The organism is Pedobacter cryoconitis (assembly GCF_014200605.1).
GTDB classification, from domain to species: Bacteria; Bacteroidota; Bacteroidia; order Sphingobacteriales; family Sphingobacteriaceae; genus Pedobacter; species Pedobacter cryoconitis_B.
In genome coordinates this window covers 163,322-181,960 of the sequence record NZ_JACHCE010000001.1, presented here as the reverse complement: position 1 = coordinate 181,960, position 18,639 = coordinate 163,322, and the positions used below count along the sequence as shown (strand labels likewise).

Annotated in this window: 15 protein-coding genes; 8 read left to right on the top strand and 7 right to left on the bottom strand. The window is 38.2% G+C overall.

Going from position 1 to position 18,639, the window contains the following annotated elements; all coding sequences use genetic code 11:
- Window positions 1–39: 39 nt before the first annotated feature.
- Complete coding sequence (locus tag HDE68_RS00875) at window positions 40–951, bottom strand: EamA family transporter (protein WP_183877995.1); 912 nt, start codon at window positions 949–951, stop codon at window positions 40–42.
- Window positions 952–1,251: 300 nt separating this feature from the next.
- Here HDE68_RS00875 and clpB point away from each other — a divergent pair, with 300 nt between their 5' ends.
- The 4 genes from clpB (at window position 1,252) to HDE68_RS00855 (ending at window position 7,974) form a co-directional block, all read left to right on the top strand.
- Complete coding sequence (clpB, locus tag HDE68_RS00870) at window positions 1,252–3,864, top strand: ATP-dependent chaperone ClpB (RefSeq protein ID WP_183877993.1); 2,613 nt, start codon at window positions 1,252–1,254, stop codon at window positions 3,862–3,864.
- 134 nt (window positions 3,865–3,998) lie between these two features.
- Window positions 3,999–4,490: an FUSC family protein gene (locus HDE68_RS00865; protein ID WP_183877991.1), complete on the top strand. Its 492-nt coding sequence runs from the start codon at window positions 3,999–4,001 to the stop codon at window positions 4,488–4,490.
- 205 nt (window positions 4,491–4,695) lie between these two features.
- Complete coding sequence (locus HDE68_RS00860) at window positions 4,696–6,969, top strand: glycosyltransferase family 4 protein (RefSeq protein ID WP_183877989.1); 2,274 nt, start codon at window positions 4,696–4,698, stop codon at window positions 6,967–6,969.
- 3 nt (window positions 6,970–6,972) lie between these two features.
- Window positions 6,973–7,974 (top strand): glycosyltransferase family 4 protein, encoded by a 1,002-nt coding sequence (locus HDE68_RS00855; protein ID WP_183877987.1) that lies wholly within the window; start codon window positions 6,973–6,975, stop codon window positions 7,972–7,974.
- Here the strand turns inward: HDE68_RS00855 and HDE68_RS00850 are convergent.
- The gene (locus HDE68_RS00850; RefSeq protein ID WP_183877985.1) at window positions 7,969–9,462 is read right to left on the bottom strand and encodes a glycoside hydrolase family 130 protein; all 1,494 of its coding nucleotides are present in this window, start codon (window positions 9,460–9,462) and stop codon (window positions 7,969–7,971) included. The genes HDE68_RS00855 and HDE68_RS00850 overlap by 6 nt on opposite strands.
- A gap of 389 nt (window positions 9,463–9,851) precedes the next feature.
- Here HDE68_RS00850 and HDE68_RS00845 point away from each other — a divergent pair, with 389 nt between their 5' ends.
- Both HDE68_RS00845 and HDE68_RS00840 read left to right on the top strand, forming a co-directional pair.
- Complete coding sequence (locus tag HDE68_RS00845; RefSeq protein ID WP_183877983.1) at window positions 9,852–10,475, top strand: porin family protein; 624 nt, start codon at window positions 9,852–9,854, stop codon at window positions 10,473–10,475.
- Window positions 10,476–10,599: 124 nt separating this feature from the next.
- Window positions 10,600–11,478, top strand: a complete 879-nt coding sequence (locus HDE68_RS00840; RefSeq protein ID WP_183877981.1) for a polysaccharide deacetylase family protein — start codon at window positions 10,600–10,602, stop codon at window positions 11,476–11,478.
- Between the two features lie 95 nt (window positions 11,479–11,573).
- Here the strand turns inward: HDE68_RS00840 and HDE68_RS00835 are convergent, their stop codons facing one another.
- Together HDE68_RS00835 and HDE68_RS00830 are read right to left on the bottom strand one after the other, a co-directional pair.
- Window positions 11,574–12,026 carry a GreA/GreB family elongation factor gene (locus HDE68_RS00835; RefSeq protein WP_260171551.1) on the bottom strand — a complete coding sequence of 151 codons (453 nt, stop codon included), beginning with the start codon at window positions 12,024–12,026 and terminating at the stop codon, window positions 11,574–11,576.
- Between the two features lies 1 nt (window position 12,027).
- Complete coding sequence (locus HDE68_RS00830) at window positions 12,028–12,606, bottom strand: nitroreductase (RefSeq protein WP_183877977.1); 579 nt, start codon at window positions 12,604–12,606, stop codon at window positions 12,028–12,030.
- Window positions 12,607–12,751: 145 nt separating this feature from the next.
- On the opposite strand from HDE68_RS00830, the gene HDE68_RS00825 reads away from it, so the two are divergent.
- Window positions 12,752–14,383 (top strand): ABC-F family ATP-binding cassette domain-containing protein, encoded by a 1,632-nt coding sequence (locus HDE68_RS00825; protein ID WP_183877975.1) that lies wholly within the window; start codon window positions 12,752–12,754, stop codon window positions 14,381–14,383.
- 73 nt (window positions 14,384–14,456) lie between these two features.
- On the opposite strand, the gene HDE68_RS00820 is transcribed toward HDE68_RS00825, so the two are convergent.
- Window positions 14,457–15,344 (bottom strand): polysaccharide deacetylase family protein, encoded by an 888-nt coding sequence (locus tag HDE68_RS00820; RefSeq protein ID WP_183877973.1) that lies wholly within the window; start codon window positions 15,342–15,344, stop codon window positions 14,457–14,459.
- Between the two features lie 78 nt (window positions 15,345–15,422).
- Here HDE68_RS00820 and HDE68_RS00815 point away from each other — a divergent pair, with 78 nt between their 5' ends.
- Entirely contained in the window at window positions 15,423–15,611 is a 189-nt protein-coding gene (locus HDE68_RS00815) for a hypothetical protein (RefSeq protein WP_183877971.1), read from the top strand.
- A 54-nt stretch (window positions 15,612–15,665) separates the two neighbouring features.
- Here the strand turns inward: HDE68_RS00815 and HDE68_RS00810 are convergent, their stop codons facing one another.
- The gene (locus HDE68_RS00810) at window positions 15,666–17,144 is read right to left on the bottom strand and encodes an alpha/beta hydrolase-fold protein (RefSeq protein WP_183877969.1); all 1,479 of its coding nucleotides are present in this window, start codon (window positions 17,142–17,144) and stop codon (window positions 15,666–15,668) included.
- A 243-nt stretch (window positions 17,145–17,387) separates the two neighbouring features.
- On the bottom strand, window positions 17,388–18,593 hold the full coding sequence (locus HDE68_RS00805) for a GTP-binding protein (protein WP_183877967.1): 1,206 nt from the start codon (window positions 18,591–18,593) through the stop codon (window positions 17,388–17,390).
- Between the last annotated feature and the right edge of the window lie 46 nt (window positions 18,594–18,639).

The window sequence follows — 18,639 nt, the reverse complement described above, 5'->3', positions numbered from 1 at the left end:
TCGTAGCTATCTCTAAGGGCTGTTTAAAATAAACAGGGTCTAAATTATTGGTACCGGTTTCTTTTTTAAATTCTGTATGTTCATCAGTACAATGGCACTGATAATCATTAAAATCCCTACCCATTGCAAGAAATTAACAGGCTCTTTTAATAAGATATAAGCAAACATCACTGATACAGGAAGTTCAACCGAGGCTACAATCGTACCCAGACTGATTCCGGTATGCGGCATCCCGCTGGTAAAAAGTATTGGAGGCAAAATAGTTCCGAAAAAGGCAAGAAATAAACCCCATGGCCAGAAAATACCAAAATTGAAGTTTGCATAAGAGTTGGTACAAAAAATCAACACAATAGCTATTAATCCACCTGCCAGTAACCATAAACTCCTTTTCAGCGGACGCAGATGTGTAGCAATACTATTAGAAGAATATAAGGATATGGTATAAGAAATCCCTGCAGCTAATCCCCAGGCTACCCCTCTCCAGTCCAGCTCATGCACATCCGAAAAGATATTTGTAGCCAGCGCTGTTCCCATTAAAACGATAACAGTAGCCACAATTTTTCTTGCTGTTGGCATTTTTTTATCCAGAACGGCTTCCAGCAATAAACCCATCCAGACAGACTGCATCAGCAGCACTATGCCTACAGATACAGGAATATATTTGACTGCAAAATAATAAAACACACTGGTCAGCCCTAAAGAGGTTCCACCAAGCATTAATTTCCAGACAGATCCTTTTTCTTTTTGAGTTTCTTCCTGAGCCTTTGATTTATTTCTGATCAGTATATTTAACAAAAGCATGCCTGTAAATCCAATTGTAAACTGTGAAGTAGTTACTTCTGCAGTAGTGAATCCATGCGCATAAGCCAATTTAACCACTGTTGCCAGCGCACCGTAACTTGAGGCGCCCAATCCAACTAACAAGGCACCTTTGAGTAAGTTTTTTTCCATTATATTGTATTCGTATTATTTCTTTATAGGTATTGGTAATAATTTTGATGCAAAGAAACTCATTCAAAACTGAAAACACACCATCTTGTGGAAAGATGAAAGCATCCAAAATACTGGTCTGCTATTTCAGAATCAGGACAAATCAGGTAATAATTTACAATTCGCTCTCAAACACAGACAAAAATTCAGTATAAACAGTTAAAAATCAGACATTTATTCAGTAATAAATATCTTTTAGCGACATAATTTCCGATCTCAGGATATCAAAGCTTATGGCATTTCTTTTGATCGGACATTTGCATGAACTTTAACAACTTTACTATAAAAGCCCAGGAAGCAGTTCAACAGGCTTCCGAAATAGCCCAGGGCAACCAGCAACAGGCTATTGAGACGGCCCATTTGCTTAAAGGGCTGCTTACTGTTGATGAAAACGTAGTTTCTTATGTTTTAAAGAAACTTAATGTAAATTTAAACACGCTCAACCAAAATCTGGATGAGCAGATTGGAAAATTCCCAAAAGTAAGCGGAAGCAATGGATATTTATCATCCGGAGCCAACTCTGCACTGCAAAAAGCACAATCTTATCTGAAAGAATTTAAGGATGAATTTGTTTCTGTAGAACACCTTCTATTAGGGATTTTATCCGTTAACGACAATACTTCAAAACTATTAAAAGATCAGGGTGTAACTGAAAAAGACCTGAAGAAAGCCATTGCAGCTTTACGCGGCGATAACAGGGTAACTGATCAGAATGCTGAAGCAAGCTATAATGCTTTAAATAAATACGCGAGGAATTTAAATGAATATGCTGAATCCGGAAAACTGGACCCTGTTATTGGCAGGGACGAGGAAATCAGAAGGGTAATTCAGATCCTTTCGCGCAGAACTAAAAATAACCCTATTCTGATTGGTGAACCTGGCGTAGGTAAAACTGCGATTGCAGAAGGTATCGCATTTAGGATTATCAAAGGTGACGTACCTGAAAATCTGAAAACAAAAACTGTTTTCTCTCTGGATATGGGCTCTCTGATCGCTGGTGCGAAATATAAAGGCGAATTTGAAGAACGCCTGAAAGCTGTAGTGAAAGAGGTAACGCAAAGTGAAGGTGATATCATCCTGTTTATTGATGAGATACATACTTTAGTAGGCGCTGGCGGTGGTGAAGGTGCTATGGATGCAGCTAATATATTGAAACCTGCTTTGGCCCGTGGTGAGCTGCGTGCAATTGGTGCGACTACTTTAAATGAGTATCAGAAATACCTGGAAAAAGATAAAGCATTAGAACGCCGTTTTCAGAAGGTAGTAGTAGATGAACCGGATACGCAGGATGCAATTTCCATCTTAAGAGGTTTAAAAGAAAGATATGAAACCCACCATAAGGTAAGGATCAAAGATGAGGCTATTATAGCTGCTGTTGAACTTTCACAACGTTATATCAGCGACCGCTTTCTGCCTGATAAAGCGATTGACTTAATGGACGAAGCCGCTTCTAAACTGCGTTTGGAAATGGACAGTGTACCAGAAAATGTAGATGAGCTGGACCGTAAAATCATGCAGCTGGAAATTGAAAGAGAAGCAATCAGAAGAGAAAATGATGACAAGAAGGTAAAATCTCTTGGAGAAGAAATTGCCAATCTTTCTGCTGAACGCGATGAACTCAAAGCTAAATGGCAGGGTGAAAAAGACGTAGTTGATGGCATCAATACAGAGCTTGAACAGATAGAAAACTATAAGCTGGAAGCTGACCAGGCAGAACGTGCCGGAGATTACGGAAAAGTTGCTGAAATCCGTTATGGCAAAATTAAAGAGTCACAGGATAAAGTTGAAAAATTAAAAGTAACACTTGAAAGCCAGCAAGGCGAAGGGCGTATGCTGAAAGAAGAGGTTACTGCTGATGATATTGCTGGTGTAGTAGCTCGCTGGACTGGTATTCCGGTGACTAAACTGGTGGCTAGTGAGCGCGAAAAATTACTCAACCTGGAAGATGAACTGCATAAACGTGTAGCTGGTCAGGATGAAGCGATTGAAGCAATATCTGATGCAATCCGCCGGTCACGTGCTGGTTTACAGGATAAACGCAAACCTATCGGTTCATTTATCTTTTTAGGGACAACCGGTGTAGGTAAAACTGAGCTGGCTAAAGCACTGGCAGAATTCCTGTTTAATGATGATAATGCATTGACAAGAATTGATATGAGTGAATATCAGGAAAGACACTCTGTTTCAAGATTAATCGGAGCGCCTCCGGGATATGTAGGTTATGATGAAGGTGGACAGCTTACCGAAGCGGTACGGCGTAAACCTTATTCTGTAGTCTTATTGGATGAAATTGAAAAAGCACATCCTGATGTTTTTAACATCTTATTGCAAGTACTGGATGACGGACGTTTAACGGATAATAAAGGACGTTTGGTCAATTTCAAGAATACGATCATTATTATGACTTCTAATATTGGTTCACACCTGATTCAGGAGAACTTTAAAGAACTGGATGATTCCAATAGAGATGAGGTCATTGCTAAAACTAAAAATGAGCTTTTTGAATTGCTTAAACAGACGATCAGACCTGAGTTTTTAAACAGGATTGATGAACTGATCATGTTTACTCCTTTAAACCGCAGCGAAGTAAGAAATATCGCAGAACTGCAGTTCAGGCATGTACAGGATACTTTAGCTGAAATGGGCGTTGAGATTGAAGCCTCTCCCGAAGCATTAGACTGGCTGGCTGAATTAGGATATGATCCTCAGTTTGGTGCAAGACCTTTAAAAAGAGTAATTCAGAAACGTGTACTCAATGAGCTATCAAAAGAGATACTGGCTGGAAAAATTGATAAAGAAAGCAAAATCAAGCTGGATATGTTCGATAATAAGTTCGTATTTCTGAATACAAAAAAGGAAACAACAGCTTTATAATAAGCAATTCATATAAACAGCACATGCTGGTCTTAGAATAAATATCCTGCTTCAATGCAGTTATTATAGATAAGGCCAGCATGTTTTTTTTTTTGCTAAATTGCGCCTGCAGATGATTCAAGTAAAGATCCAGGATGAACAAAATAGAAATAAACAAAGAGGCTTATCAGACCAATTTCATTTATCTGTTCAAATGTCTGACTGGAGTTATCATTTGTTATGCACTCTATAAATACTTCCCCCAATACCCCTTTTACTGGTCACTGGTTTCTGTAGTTGTATCTTTATCTCCTGATAACAGTAATACACTGGCTTATGACAGAATGAAAGCAAATATGATTGGCTGTGCGGCCGGTATCTGCTTATATCCGGTACACCTTCCCAATCTTGTCATCCTGTGCCTGGGTGTAGTCTTAACTATATTTATTGGCATTTCTCTCCGCATGACCAATACCTTAAAATCTGCTTTAGCTGCTGTAGTCATCATTACCCTGCAAGAAGAGACGGAAAAACACTGGTATGTAGCTCTGGAGAGGGTATCCTGTGTAGTTACAGGCTGTTTAGTGGCTCTTGGTGTCACATTATTGTTTAATCTGCTCATTAGCAAGAAATATTCAAAACAATAACCCAAAATTTTGCTTTCTAAGATAGAAAGGACTTAAGTTCCACTTTTTGACGAGAAATCTGTTCCAATAAAAGTAAAAATTAAACAAAAACATACAATTCTATGTTTTTGTTAAGCTTTTATACAAGATAATTCTTTTTTACAAAAACATTCAAAAATCTATCTCGTACAATAGCATAATAAACCTTAAAAGCAAATTTACATCAATGAAAATAGCCTATATATCTACTTACCCTCCGCGCGAATGTGGTATTGCTACATTCAATAATAATCTTTTAAAAGCGATTGGTCATCATACAGAAGCCGTATCTGAAGACAGCTTTGTAGTTGCGATGACAGATTCCGAAGATCTGACAACTTACGAATATCCTCCCGAGGTCAAGTATATTATCAGACAGGACAATCAAAAAGATTATATCAGGGCAGCAGACTATATAAACACCAGTTTAACGGATGTATGCATATTAGAACATGAATTTGGTATTTATGGTGGCGATAATGGTGTATATATCTTACCCTTAATAGCCCGTTTACAAAAACCTCTGATCACTATTCTCCATACAATACTTAAAGATCCTTCGTACATGCAGCTGACCATTATCAGGGAAATTGCAAAGTACTCTTCAAAAATTGTCGTGATGAGCAACAGGGCTGTCAGTTTTCTGACTAGTATCTATGGGATATCAGAAGATAAGATTAAACTTATTGAACACGGCGTACCGGATCTGGAGCCTAAAGAAAACAATCTGATCAAAAACTCACCTGTTTTTAAGAATAGAAAAGTGCTGTTCACCTTTGGTCTGATCAGCAGAAATAAAGGATTAGAAACAGTCATTCAGGCATTACCTAAAATAGCAGAGAAAAACCCGGACGTATTGTATGCTATTTTAGGAACCACCCACCCTGGCGTGATCAGGAATTCGGGAGAAGAGTACAGAGATAACCTGAAACGTCTTGCAAAAAAGCTAAACGTAGAGCAGCATCTTATCTTTATCAATAAGTTTGTTTCAGAAGAAGAATTATACGATTACCTGACTGCTGCAGATATGTACATTACGCCCTATCTGAATGAAGCACAAATTACCAGTGGTACCTTGTCTTATGCCATAGGTGCCGGAGCGGCAGTAATATCTACCCCCTACTGGCATGCACAGGAATTACTGGCAGATAACCGCGGCAGAATATTCGATTTTAAAGATTCAGATAACTTAGCCGAAATTGTCAATGACTTATTTGCGGATCAGCAGCAGCTTAAAGAGCTCAAAAACAATGCTTACAATTATGGTTTGCATTTACGCTGGCCAACAACGGGCAATGTTTTCATTGAAACTCTAAAAGAAGCTATCCTTTATGCTAACCAGGCCAAGGAAGAAATTAAACCTATCATAGATCCCGATATGATGCCTGCTTTTAGCATGGCACATATCAAAAGATTAACAGATGATACAGGCATAGTTCAACATGCAAAATACGGTATACCCAATCTAAAAGAAGGATACTGTCTGGATGATAATTCCCGCGCCCTGATTATGGTTATTCTGGCCTGGCAGCAAAATAAGAATAAAACAGCGCTCGAATTATTACCTGTCTACCTCAGTTATATCCAGTATATGCAGTGCGATGACGGAAATTTCAGAAACTTCCTGAGTTTCAAAAGAGAATATCTGGATGAAGTAGGCTCAGAAGACTCCTTTGGCAGAACAATCTGGGCATTAGGCTATCTGATTAATAATGCACCTAATAATTCTTATAGAGAATTTGCTACGGAACTGTTTATCAAATCTATCCCTCATTTTAGTAAACTTCAGCATTTAAGAGGTATAGCTAATACGATGATCGGGTTAAGCAGTTTTTTAAAAGCCCATCCTTATGATGAACATATCATTAATGAACTCAATAATCTTGCCCTGCCATTGAAAGCTGCCTATAAAGCTAATAAAAGAGAAAAGTGGTATTGGTTTGAAGAAAAAATGACCTATGACAATGCAATTTTACCTTTAGCGCTGCTTTGTCATTACGAGACTACACAAGATCAGGATTCTTTGGCCATAGGATTGGAAAGTATGGAATTTCTTACCTCCAAAACACTGGACAAAGGTTATTTAAATCCGGTAGGTAATGACGGCTGGTTATTCGAAGGAAAAGAAATGGCCTTATATGATCAGCAGGCTATCGAAACCATGGCAATTGTCTTATTATATTTCAAAGCCTATGAGATCACACACGATTTAAAATACATCAGACAAATGTATTTAAGTTATCAATGGTTCTTAGGCGAAAACAGTTTAAGACTTCCACTGTATGATTATGAAACCAAAGGCTGCGGGGATGGACTGCAAAACTCCGGGGTAAATAGAAATCAGGGAGCAGAAAGTACCTTAGCCTATTGGATTTCACATCTGGTGATCCTGAAATCACTGGAGTTCGAATATGAGTATAGTGATAAACCTGAGGTTGCAAAAATTAAAGAAGAGGCTTAATCAATGAAAATAGCTGTTTTATCGCCTGTGGCATGGAGAACACCTCCACGCCATTATGGCCCCTGGGAACAAATGGCCTCCAATTTAACGGAAGGCTTACATGATGCGGGTATAGAAGTGACTTTATTTGCCACCGGTGATTCTATAACCTCAGCACAATTAAGAAGTGTTATTAAAACAGGTTATGAAGAAGACCGTAACCAGGATGCCAAAGTAATCGAATGTCTTCATATCAGCAACCTGATGGAGCAGGCAGATGATTTTGATTTGATCCACAATCATTTTGACTTCCTGCCTTTAAGTTATTCTGGTTTAATCCGCCCGCCGGTATTAACTACTATTCATGGGTTTTCTTCAGAAAAGATAGTTCAGGTTTATCAAAAGTATAACCGGCATAATCATTATGTCTCCATCAGTAATGCAAACCGCCATCCATTACTTCATTATCTGGGGACAGTATATAATGGTATTGCTGCCGAAGATTTTCAGTTCAATGCAGCTGCCGATGATTACCTCTTATTTTTTGGAAGGGTCCATCCGGATAAAGGAACAGCGGAAGCCATACATATTGCCCTGAAAAGTAAAAGAAGGCTTTTAATTGCAGGGATTATCCAGGACGAACGCTATTATAAGGAAGAGGTAGAACCATATTTAAGTGAAGACATTGTATTTATGGGCTCTGCAGGACCACAACAGCGAAATGAACTGTTAAAAAATGCATCAGCTTTACTGCATCCTATCAATTTTGAAGAGCCTTTTGGACTGAGTGTAGCAGAAGCTTTATTATGTGGCACCCCTGTTATTGCCTTTAACAGAGGTTCAATGCCAGAACTGATTGAGCACGGGAAGACTGGTTTTCTGGTCAGTAATGTAGAAGAAGCGGTTGAAGCGGTTACAAAAATAGCCGGGATTGACAGAATGTACTGTCACACCCAGGCGAAACAAAGGTTTTCAAAAGAAAAAATGGTAAAGGATTATCTCAGCCTTTACCATCAGATTTTATAAAATGTCTGCATCAGCTGCACGCTCACTCGCTGAACTTAACAGTTTGGCGAGCAGTAAATCAATTTTCACCGAAGCAAAAGAAGAACAATAGTCAGATAAGCCATAAGGGATAATTAATTCACCATTATGAATAATTGATCCGCAGGAATAAAGCACATTAGGTACATAACCTTCTCTTTCATCATTGTTAGGGATCACCAGAGGCTCTGTCAGCCTGCCAATCTCTTTAGAAGGATCTTCCAGATCAAGTAAACTCGCGCCCAGACAGTACCTGCGCATTGGGCCCACTCCATGTGTGATGATCAGCCAGCCTGCTTCTGTCTCTATTGGAGACCCGCAATTACCGATCTGAATAAATTCCCATGGAAACTGTGGCTGCTGTAATTTAACAGGATGATCCCATACGGTAAGCTTATCAGAGTACATCAGGTAGTTATTCCAGCCGTCTATTCTTGACATCATGGCATATTTCCCGTTAATTTTGCGGGGAAAGAGTGCCAGGTTTTTATTTTGTGCCCCTGCCCCATGAAGCGGGCTGACTTTAAAATCATAAAAATCTGTTGTCTGTAATAATTTAGGAAGGATCATTGCCCCGTCAAATGCAGTGTAAGTGGCATAGTAGATCACCGATCCATCGTCTTTAATAAAACGGACAAAACGTGCGTCTTCGATTCCCTTACGCTCAAATTCTGATATAGGGAAGATCACCCGGTCAGAGATATCAGTATCCCTGGAAAAGCTTATTTCATGATAGGTATCTGATAACCAAAGTATTTTATCATATTCCAGCTTTTTCAGGTCATCTGTCTGAAGATTCTTAGAATCTACAATAACCCTTCTTAAGATAGCATAGTCGAATTTTTCATCTAATTTTAAGTCTACCTCATTCAGGATATTCTGATCAATCATGGCATCTGCAGCTCTTTTGAGAAAAAGTTTCTTGTTATATACGGCATTACGAACTACTTCTGCCTCGTCAATATAATTTCCCGAAGGATTGACAGTTATATTCCCATTACTGTCAATCAGGGCCCTCCTGAAGACTACAGATGAGATATGCCCCTCACCTACTGCCCTGAAACTAATGATTAATCTTTTCTCCCCTTCTACAAGTTCTGACTGATCCGGGTCTTCAACTACTGATGGATTAAAAAAAGCTGCCGATTCTATAGAATACTCATGTGTAAAGTACGAGCCAAGTAAAAGCCGCTGATATTTACTTAGAGACTCATAATCGATCTCCATCTCATCAATACAGTACTTAATTTTCTTACAGTGACGTGCCAGAATTTTGGTAATATTCCGGTGTCGCTTTGAATATTCCTGCAAAATTGGCGATATCAGGCCAAAAACGTCTTTGTCAGATAAAGTTAAAACTCTCTTAATTACCTCTTTAGCTCTTTCCTCGCCATTAAAAAAGAATCTGGCAATAACACGTTTAGGATCAGGATAGACTTTTATCGGTTTGCGTTCTATTAATAGTCTCATAATTAAATAACGTTTTAAACCCCCATAAAGGTTTAATGAATTTAGTTTTTTTTTACCGGCCCCGTGCCAGAACTTACCAACACCTGTTCATTCCTGCCCAAAAACTGACAGAAATGGCACCAAAAAAACTGACATTCTAACAAAGAAAGTCAAAATGTCCTGCTCATTTTAATGTTAATTTAATGTGAGCATTTTGTTAATTGTCATCACAAAATAATAAAGGCAAAACTAAAACATTTTATCTTACTATCGGATAAGCATTTACGAAAAACGCCATTTCCAGTACGTATGCTAAATATTTGTTTGGCACCGCTATTGACTATATGACAAACATAGTCAGATACTAAAAACAAAAACTCTGGCTTAATATTAATTAAAAAAGCAACAAAATGAAAAAATTATTATTATCATTAATCGCAGTTTCAGCATTAGCATTCACAACTCAGGCGCAAACTGAAAAAGGTAAATTCATGTTAGGTGGTAACGTTGAATTCAACTCAACTAAAAACAACGGTGCACCAAAAGCAGATACTAAATTTAATATCGTTCCAAGTGTAGGATACTTCGTTTCTGACAACTTTGCAATTGGTACAGGTATTGGTTACGGTTTCTCTAAATCTCATGAAGCTACTACACTTTTACCTAACGCAGCATTAAAAACTCAGGAATTTGTAGTTGCTCCATTTGCACGTTACTACAAAGGTATCAATGAATCATTCAAATTCTTCGGACAGTTATCAGTTCCAATGGCATTTGGTAACAACAAAGTTACTACTGATGGTGATAACTATACAAAAACTTCTAAATACAGCAATGTAGGTGTTGCTTTATCTCCAGGTTTTGCATTCTTCCCAAGCAAAAAATTCGGTATTGAGTTTTCAGTTCAAGGAATTAGCTACAACAACAATTCTCTTAAAGATAACAACGGTAACAAACTTGCTGACAGCAACAAATCTTTCGATATTGGCGCAAACTTCTTCGCTCCAAAAATCGGTGTTCAGTTCTACTTATAGTATGTAGATACTCTACAAAAAATTTGTACAAAAAAGGCCAGGCAATATTGTCTGGCCTTTTTTGTATTTAATAGAAAAAATGTCAGTTGATTTCCTAATTTAGCAACACACATAAAATACCTTAATGAAACATTATATTTTAACCATGACCGCTGCCGCATTATTTTTAAGTGCAGGCTGCCAGTCCAAATCTCAAAACAATAAAAAGGAAGAAGTTAAAGATACAACTGCTACCGTAGCTCAGGCCCCCGCCGGTCCTGCTGCACCTAATAAAGCTGTAGATATTTCAAAAATCAAAGTAGCTGATGCCAAAACAATCCTGGCACGTAAACAGGTTCCGGTATTATGTTATCATCAGATCCGCGACTGGAGACCTAAAGATTCTAAAGCCGCTAAAGATTATATCATTCCTATTGATGTTTTTAAAGGCCATATGAAAATGCTGGCAGATAGTGGCTATCATACTATTTTACTGGATCAGTTATATGACTACCTGAACAATGGTACTCCACTGCCCTCAAAACCTATTTTATTAACTTTTGACGATACAGACCTGGATCAGTATACTATTGCTGAACCAACCATGAGAAAATATGGTTTCAAAGGCGCTTTCTTTGTGATGACCGTTTCTTTAGGCAGACCAAACTACATGAGCAAGGCACAGGTTAAAGATCTTTCAGATAAAGGAAATGACATCGGTTCACATACCTGGGACCATCATAACGTAAAAAAATATCAGGGTAAGGACTGGGAAATTCAAATTGATAACCCAACTAAAACCCTGGAAGCAATTACTGGTAAAAACATCCACCACTTTGCTTATCCATTTGGTTTATGGAACCCGGAAGCTATTCCTGAATTGAAAAAAAGAGGATTTAAAAGTGCCTTCATCCTATCCACTAAACGTGACGAGAAAGATCCGTTATTTACGATCAGAAGAATTATCGCCAGCGGTTACTGGACTCCGAAAACATTAAGCAACAGCATTAAAAATAGTTTCTAAATAAAATAGATAAGTATTTTAAATAAAAATGGCCCCGAAATCGTCTGATTCCGGGGCCATTTTTATTTAAATATTAAATTTGAAAGATCTCCTGACTAACCGATCTTTTTGATGGTATACTCGTTTTTGTTAAAACTGAAAGACTCACCTTCTTTTTTGCCTATCAGCAATTGTCCGATTGGAGAAACAGCCGAAATAGCAAATACCAATTGCTCATCCACTTTCAATTGCCCTGCACTGATACTGATATAGAATATCCCGTTAGACGTATAAACAAGTGCACCATTTCTAACCACATCACCAGGTACAGTTTCTTCCAGTGAAGTTAACAGCTGTAAATTTTGATTGGCATCCAGCAACAGGTTTTTATTTCTGGCAATATCCTGCTGCATCATCTCCCTTGTAGTTTCAAACTTATCTCCCGCACTGCTTTTTGTATCATCATTACTAGCTTCCTGTGCTTGTTGTAAAGCAGTTTCAGCAGTATTTATCCTTTGCAGGATAAAATCCATACAGGACTGATATAATTTAGCTTTTAATCCTTCCATATTAATCATTTATCCATCTCACTTTTTCTGCCATTGGCGTACGTTTTGGCAGACGTGGCTCTTCATTATGAAAGCCCATATAAAACAAACCAAAACATTTTTCGTTTGGCTTTAACTCCAGATATTCATTCAGCTGACTGATCATGCCCGGTGAACTCCAGTATGCGCCAATTTTCAGGGCTTCGGCAGTTAATGCCATATTTTGTACTGCACAGGCAAAAGCTGCGATTTCTTCCCATTCCGGGATAAGGTCAGGATGTAATTGTGCATTAAGTACGATCACACAACTGGACTGTACTGCTTTCTCTACTATTCCTTCATACTTTTTTTGAAGAAACTGCGCTGCTGGCGTCTCCTGCTTATATAAGCGGGCCAGTTCTTCACCCAGTTTACGTTTTCCTTCGTTACGGTAAACGATAAATCTCCAGGGCTGTGTTAACTTATGCGTAGGTGCATAATTTGCACTTTCCAATACCCGGGTGATCAATTCTTCAGGGATTTCTTCCTGTGTATAACTTGGCGGGAAAATGCTCCGCCTGCGCTGTATAATAGAACTAAGTATATTTATTTCACTTTCCATAATACTTACAAAAATAACATTTTAAACAGGTTCTGAGTTGATCAAAACAATATTACCATAAATCTCAGGAATTCTTCAATCAATCCCAGCTGTACAAAACATTTTATTAAATTATCGTTACCTTTGCGGCTTATTTTTGTGCAATATGATTTCAGTTTCTAATTTATCCCTGCGTTACGGAAAACGTACCCTATTTGAAGATGTTAACCTAAAATTCACTCCTGGCAACTGCTATGGTGTAATTGGAGCGAATGGCGCAGGTAAGTCAACTTTCTTAAAAATCCTGTCAGGTGAAGTTAATCAGACTTCCGGAAACGTAGCCTTTACACCAGGAGAACGTATGGCAGTTTTAAAACAAAATCACCATGAATATGATGATTTCACAGTTCTTGAAACGGTTATGATCGGTCATAAAGAATTGTATGACATCATGAAAGAGAAAGATGCGATTTATTTGAAAGAAGATTTCTCAGATAAAGACGGTGAACGTGCAGGTGAACTGGAAAATAGGTTTGCAGAAATGGATGGCTGGAATATGGAAAGCAATGCAGCAACCATGTTAAGCAATCTTGGAATTAAAGAAGAGTATCACCACAAGCAAATCACAGAATTAGATGGTAAACAAAAAGTACGTGTGCTGCTTGCACAAGCGCTTTTTGGTAACCCTGATATTCTTTTACTGGATGAGCCAACGAATGATCTGGATATAGATACTATTGCCTGGTTAGAAAACTTCCTGGCTGATTACCAAAGTACAGTATTGGTTGTATCTCACGACAGACACTTTTTAGATGCTGTTTGTACACATATCGTGGATATTGATTTCAGCAAAATGACTACTTACTCTGGTAACTATACTTTCTGGTATGAGTCAAGTCAGCTTGCTTTAAAACAACGTGGTGATCAGAACAAAAAATTAGAAGAAAAAGTAAAGGAACTGCAGGAATTTATCCAGCGTTTCAGTGCGAATGCTTCGAAATCAAAACAGGCTACTTCCCGTAAGAAAGCCCTGGATAAGATTGACTTAACGGAGATTAAACCTTCCAGCCGTAAATACCCTGCTATTATGTTCAATAATGTTGGTGGCAGAGAAGCAGGAGATCAGATCCTTCAGGTAGAAAACCTGGCATACAGCAATAATGAAGGCGTATTATTTAAAGGTGTAAACTTCATGGTCAACAAAGGCGATAAGATTGCTATTGTTTCTCAGAACAGTTTAGCGACTACTGCTTTCTACAATGTATTAACAGGCCGTGATACCAATTATACAGGAGAGTTCAAATATGGGGTAACGATCAATACTGCTGATATCCCGAATGACAACTCTGCATATTTTGAAGGAAAAGATATGAACCTTGTGGATTGGTTAAGAGAATACTCTGATACGGATAAAGACGAGCAGTTTGTAAGAAGTTTCTTAGGCAGAATGCTGTTCTCAGGCGAAGAAGTACTGAAAAACTGTAAGGTATTATCAGGAGGTGAGAAAATGCGTTGTATGTTCTCTCAAATGATGTTAAGACAAGCGAATCTGTTATTATTTGATGAGCCAACGAATCACCTGGATCTGGAGTCAATCACTGCATTGAACAATGGTATGAAGGATTTCAAAGGGACAGTATTATTTACTTCACGAGATCATGCATTAACTGAATCTGTAGCGACAAGAGTAATTGAACTGACACCTAACGGATCAATTGATAAAATGATGAGCTATGATGATTATATCAATAGTGAAGATGTAGCACAGTTAAGAGCAGAACTATATAATAAACGATAGTTTAAACTATAATCTATAATAAAAAAGGTCTCCGGAAATTCCGGAGACCTTTTTTTATACATGGAGAATATCTTTATTTAGCCACAACAGCTGCATCCTTCTTCTTGTTAAAGCTCTTCTGTAAACTATTGTAAAGGTTTTTAGCAGTATAACGTCCCGGATCAATAATCCTTCTGATCGTATAGATCGGATTTACCGGGTCCATTGGTGTAGACAGAATAAATGCCGCTTTAAAACCATGTTCTTTTAACTTATGCAGGTTAGCAGCTTTGAAAACACCATAAGGATAAGCAAAATACTCTACCTTTTTACCTGTTAATTTTTCCAGCGTCTGTGTAGGTTTGTCAATCTGGATGTCCCAGTCTTCGTCCGTAAACTGCGCAAAATTCTTATGGTTCCAGGTATGACTGGCAATTACATGGCCCTGATCTGAAAGCTCCTTAATTTGTGCTTTACTCATATATCTTGGCCTGCCGATAGAAACAGTCATAATAAAAAACACACCTTTAAATCCATATTTCTTTAATTCCGCAGCCCCTACCGTGTACTGGTCCAGGTCGGTATCATCAAAAGTGATCATGATAGGTTTAGCAGGCAGCTTCTTTCCATAGTTCAGATAATCATACAATTGATCAGGTAAAATAGTATGATAACCACTGTCAGCAAGCATTTTGATATGTTCTCTGAAATTAGCAGGAGGAATAATATCATCATGTGCCCTTTGAGAATCTGAAGCTTTCCAGTCCCTGATCTGGTGATAACATAATACCGGAACCTCTTTACGGGATAGGATCGTTTTAGCATCCGCAGCGGCAAGTTTTACCGTATCCTTTGCAATCTCAGCTGCAGCTGCTGTCCCCTGAATTGATTTAGCATCATGAACATGATCTTTAGGTTCTGAATGACAAGAGAAAAGAAGCAGTAAAAGAAAGAGAGATAAAGGGTTGGGGTATGTTTTCATGGGTGCAAAAATAAAAAGATTTTACGAACGGCGTCAAAATTACTAATACCCTTAAATAAAAATTCATTAAATTTAGGTATGGAAAAAGAAGAAATCAAATCAATACTGGAAACAGTTGAACAACAAGTTAGCTCTTCTATTCTTGGAGGAATGGAAGATGCTTATGAAGAACTAGAGCGATTGGGCTATATCATTATTCATCCGGATAGCGCCCATCCCTCCGCAACTATTACTCAAAAGGGAGAAGACTTCCTGGAGAACTATTAAAAAAAGAAGGTCTGAATGAATCAACAATACATTATCAGACCTTCTTTAAATTAATTATCTGTTCGCTTTATTTTTAAGCAGCCAATCCTTATACTTCCCTTCCAGGAATCCGAATGTATCGGCCAGATATTCTTTTGTGCTTACCGTAAAGTGGTCTCCCGGATAATACTGAAAAGTCACTGAAGCATTTATAGCTTTCATTTCCTTTTCCAATAATTTTACCGGATAGTTGAGCAGAAAATTATCATCATTACCTACTGACACCCTTATTTTCCCATCCAGGTCATTTTTCAGCTCCTTCCAATTCGTTCTCAGGTATAAAGAAATATCATATTTTTTCCAGCTTTCGGCAGTAAGATGATTGATATCACCAGTTTTAGCATCACAAATTAATTCAGGTAAACCGTCTTTACCTTTTTTGCTAAACACCGCTTCAAAAGAACGTTGCTGCTCTCCTCTTGAAATCACATTTTCTACCCGGTACATTTCTTTCAGATAAGAAAAAGGAAATCTGCCGGCAACTGTCCCACCCGGATAAACCTGCCCTTTTTTATTGTAATACAGATTACTGTCTTTATAAAGATCTACTTTGGCAAAACTACGGAAATCCACATAATCAGGACTACTGGATGCGCTTGCCAAAAACACCTTAGGATAATGCGTTTGCAGCCATAATACAGACCAGCCGCCACTGCTGTGCCCCATTAACATTCTGGCACCATTACAGCGATATTTCTGTTCTAACAAGGGTATAAGTTCCTGTGTGAGTGCATCGCCCCATGGCCCGTTATTTTCACTATTGGCATAAGCTGAATGCCCTAAGGAACAGTTACCATCCAAAAACACCCTGATCACTTGATCAGCTCCTAATAAAACAGACTTCATGCCCACATTCCTGCCTATATTATGATAATCAGCGCCATAACCAAATACAACAAACACAACAGGGAATTTTTTCTCCGGATTTTCATAATACTCCAATGGTAATTGTACAGCTGCATTCAACGAAAACTGCTGATGATGGAAATCACTTAAGAGTTTTGAAGGAGCTTTAATTTCTTTGATAAATTCAGATTCGGTAAATTCCTGCTCAGGCACTACCTGATCTGCCAGTATAGTGAAAGATTGCGCACGGTTTTTACCAATCAATATTTTTTGCGGCTTACTGAATAAATTACCAGGACTGCCTGGTATAGATCTTCCACCCAGATTTAAATCCCATACCGCCTGAATATAATATTCGCCACGCTCTATATCCGAAGGTGCAACGGGATAAGACAAAGCCTTATCGTCAATCACAATGCTTTCTCCCGGTTTAACTCCCTTCACTTCAACAGCAAAACAAGTTAGCGGCTCAATACCTATAGAAGCTGTTACTGGTTCCGTATTATTTTTAGATAAATACAGAAAAACTTTTCCCGAAAATGGCCGGTTAAGCGAAGCAGAGGAATAAGCCAATTGAAATTGCTGTGCAAAACAGCTCAGAGAAACAAAAAAGGAGAAAGATAGAATTATAGTTATCTTTTTGAACATAGCGATTAAAGACCTTGGTTAAACTCCTAATATACGGCCATGAAATGGTATTAATCAATAAGAAATCAAATTTCCCCAAAATAATCAGCGAATAACCCTAAAATATAAAAGCACCATAACGGGTGATGAATCCGTTAGTGGTGCTTCCCTATTAACTAAATAATGAAGATCAAATATACAATTAATATCCTTAATTGCAACTATATTGCATTAAAATGCAATACATAATTAAATCATTGTTGCCTATTGAATTACATGTGCAAAAGGATTGGTAAATACCTCCTTATTCTTATACCGGATAGCTTCTTCGTCAGTCATCAGACAGGCATTCAGCTCTTGATGCAATTGTTCCTTTTGAAGGTCCTGCGCAATAAATACCAGTTCATTCATCCGGTCTCCGTAATGCTCATCCCAGCGCTGTTCAATTTCTTTCCTGTTTTCTGTAAAATCCTGATAATTGAGTCTTTCTGAAGGCAGCATACTTGCCCACCAGGTTCCTGCACTTTCAATTCTTAAAGATCCGCCCGCCTGAGAAAAGTTCAACGCACTGTCTGGCATAGATGCAATCCAGAACAATCCTTTTGTTCTGATTACATTAGGAGGAAACTGTTCGTTCAGATAGCTCCATAAACGCTCCGGATGAAAAGGTTTGGAAGAACGGAATACAGTACTGCTGATACCGTACTCTTCTGTTTCCGGTTCATGTTCGGTATTCAGCTCTTTAATCCAGCCTACCCCCTGTGAAGCCTCATCAAAATCAAATAACCCCGTATTCAGGATCTCTTTAAGATCCACTTTGCTGAAAGAAGTATCAATTTGTTTAGCCGAAGGGTTCAGTTTTCTAATCACAGCTTTTAAAAGCAGCAGGTCCTGGTCAGAAATCAAATCAGTTTTATTCAGAATAATCACATTCGCAAATTCAATCTGATCAGTCAGCAGATTTACGATAGTCCGCTGATCGGCAGCATCATCTACCCAATCCCTGTCAATCAGTTTTTCATTCGTACCAAAGTCTTTCTTAAAATTAAAACAATCCACAACAGTAACCATTGTATCCAGTTTGCTAAACTTACTCAGATCAATATTCATTGCCAGATCTACATAACTGAAGGTTTGTGCTACCGGAACAGGTTCAGAAATACCAGTACTTTCAATGATCAGATAGTCAAACCGGTTTTCTTTAGCCAGTTTCTCAACCTCAGCAATCAAATCTTCACGAAGTGTACAGCAAATACAACCATTACTCATCTCCACTAGCTTCTCTTCCGTTTTTGACAACATATTCTCCCGCTGCACCGCATTCGCATCAATGTTAATCTCTCCCATATCATTGACAATCAATGCTACACGCAGATTTTGCTTATTATGAAGAATATGGTTTAATAATGTTGTTTTCCCGCTTCCAAGGAATCCGCTGAGTACAGTTACAGGTAATAATTTTGTTTTCATTTGATGTGTGTGTTTAATCGTAATCTTAAGCAGGGAGCTTGAATTA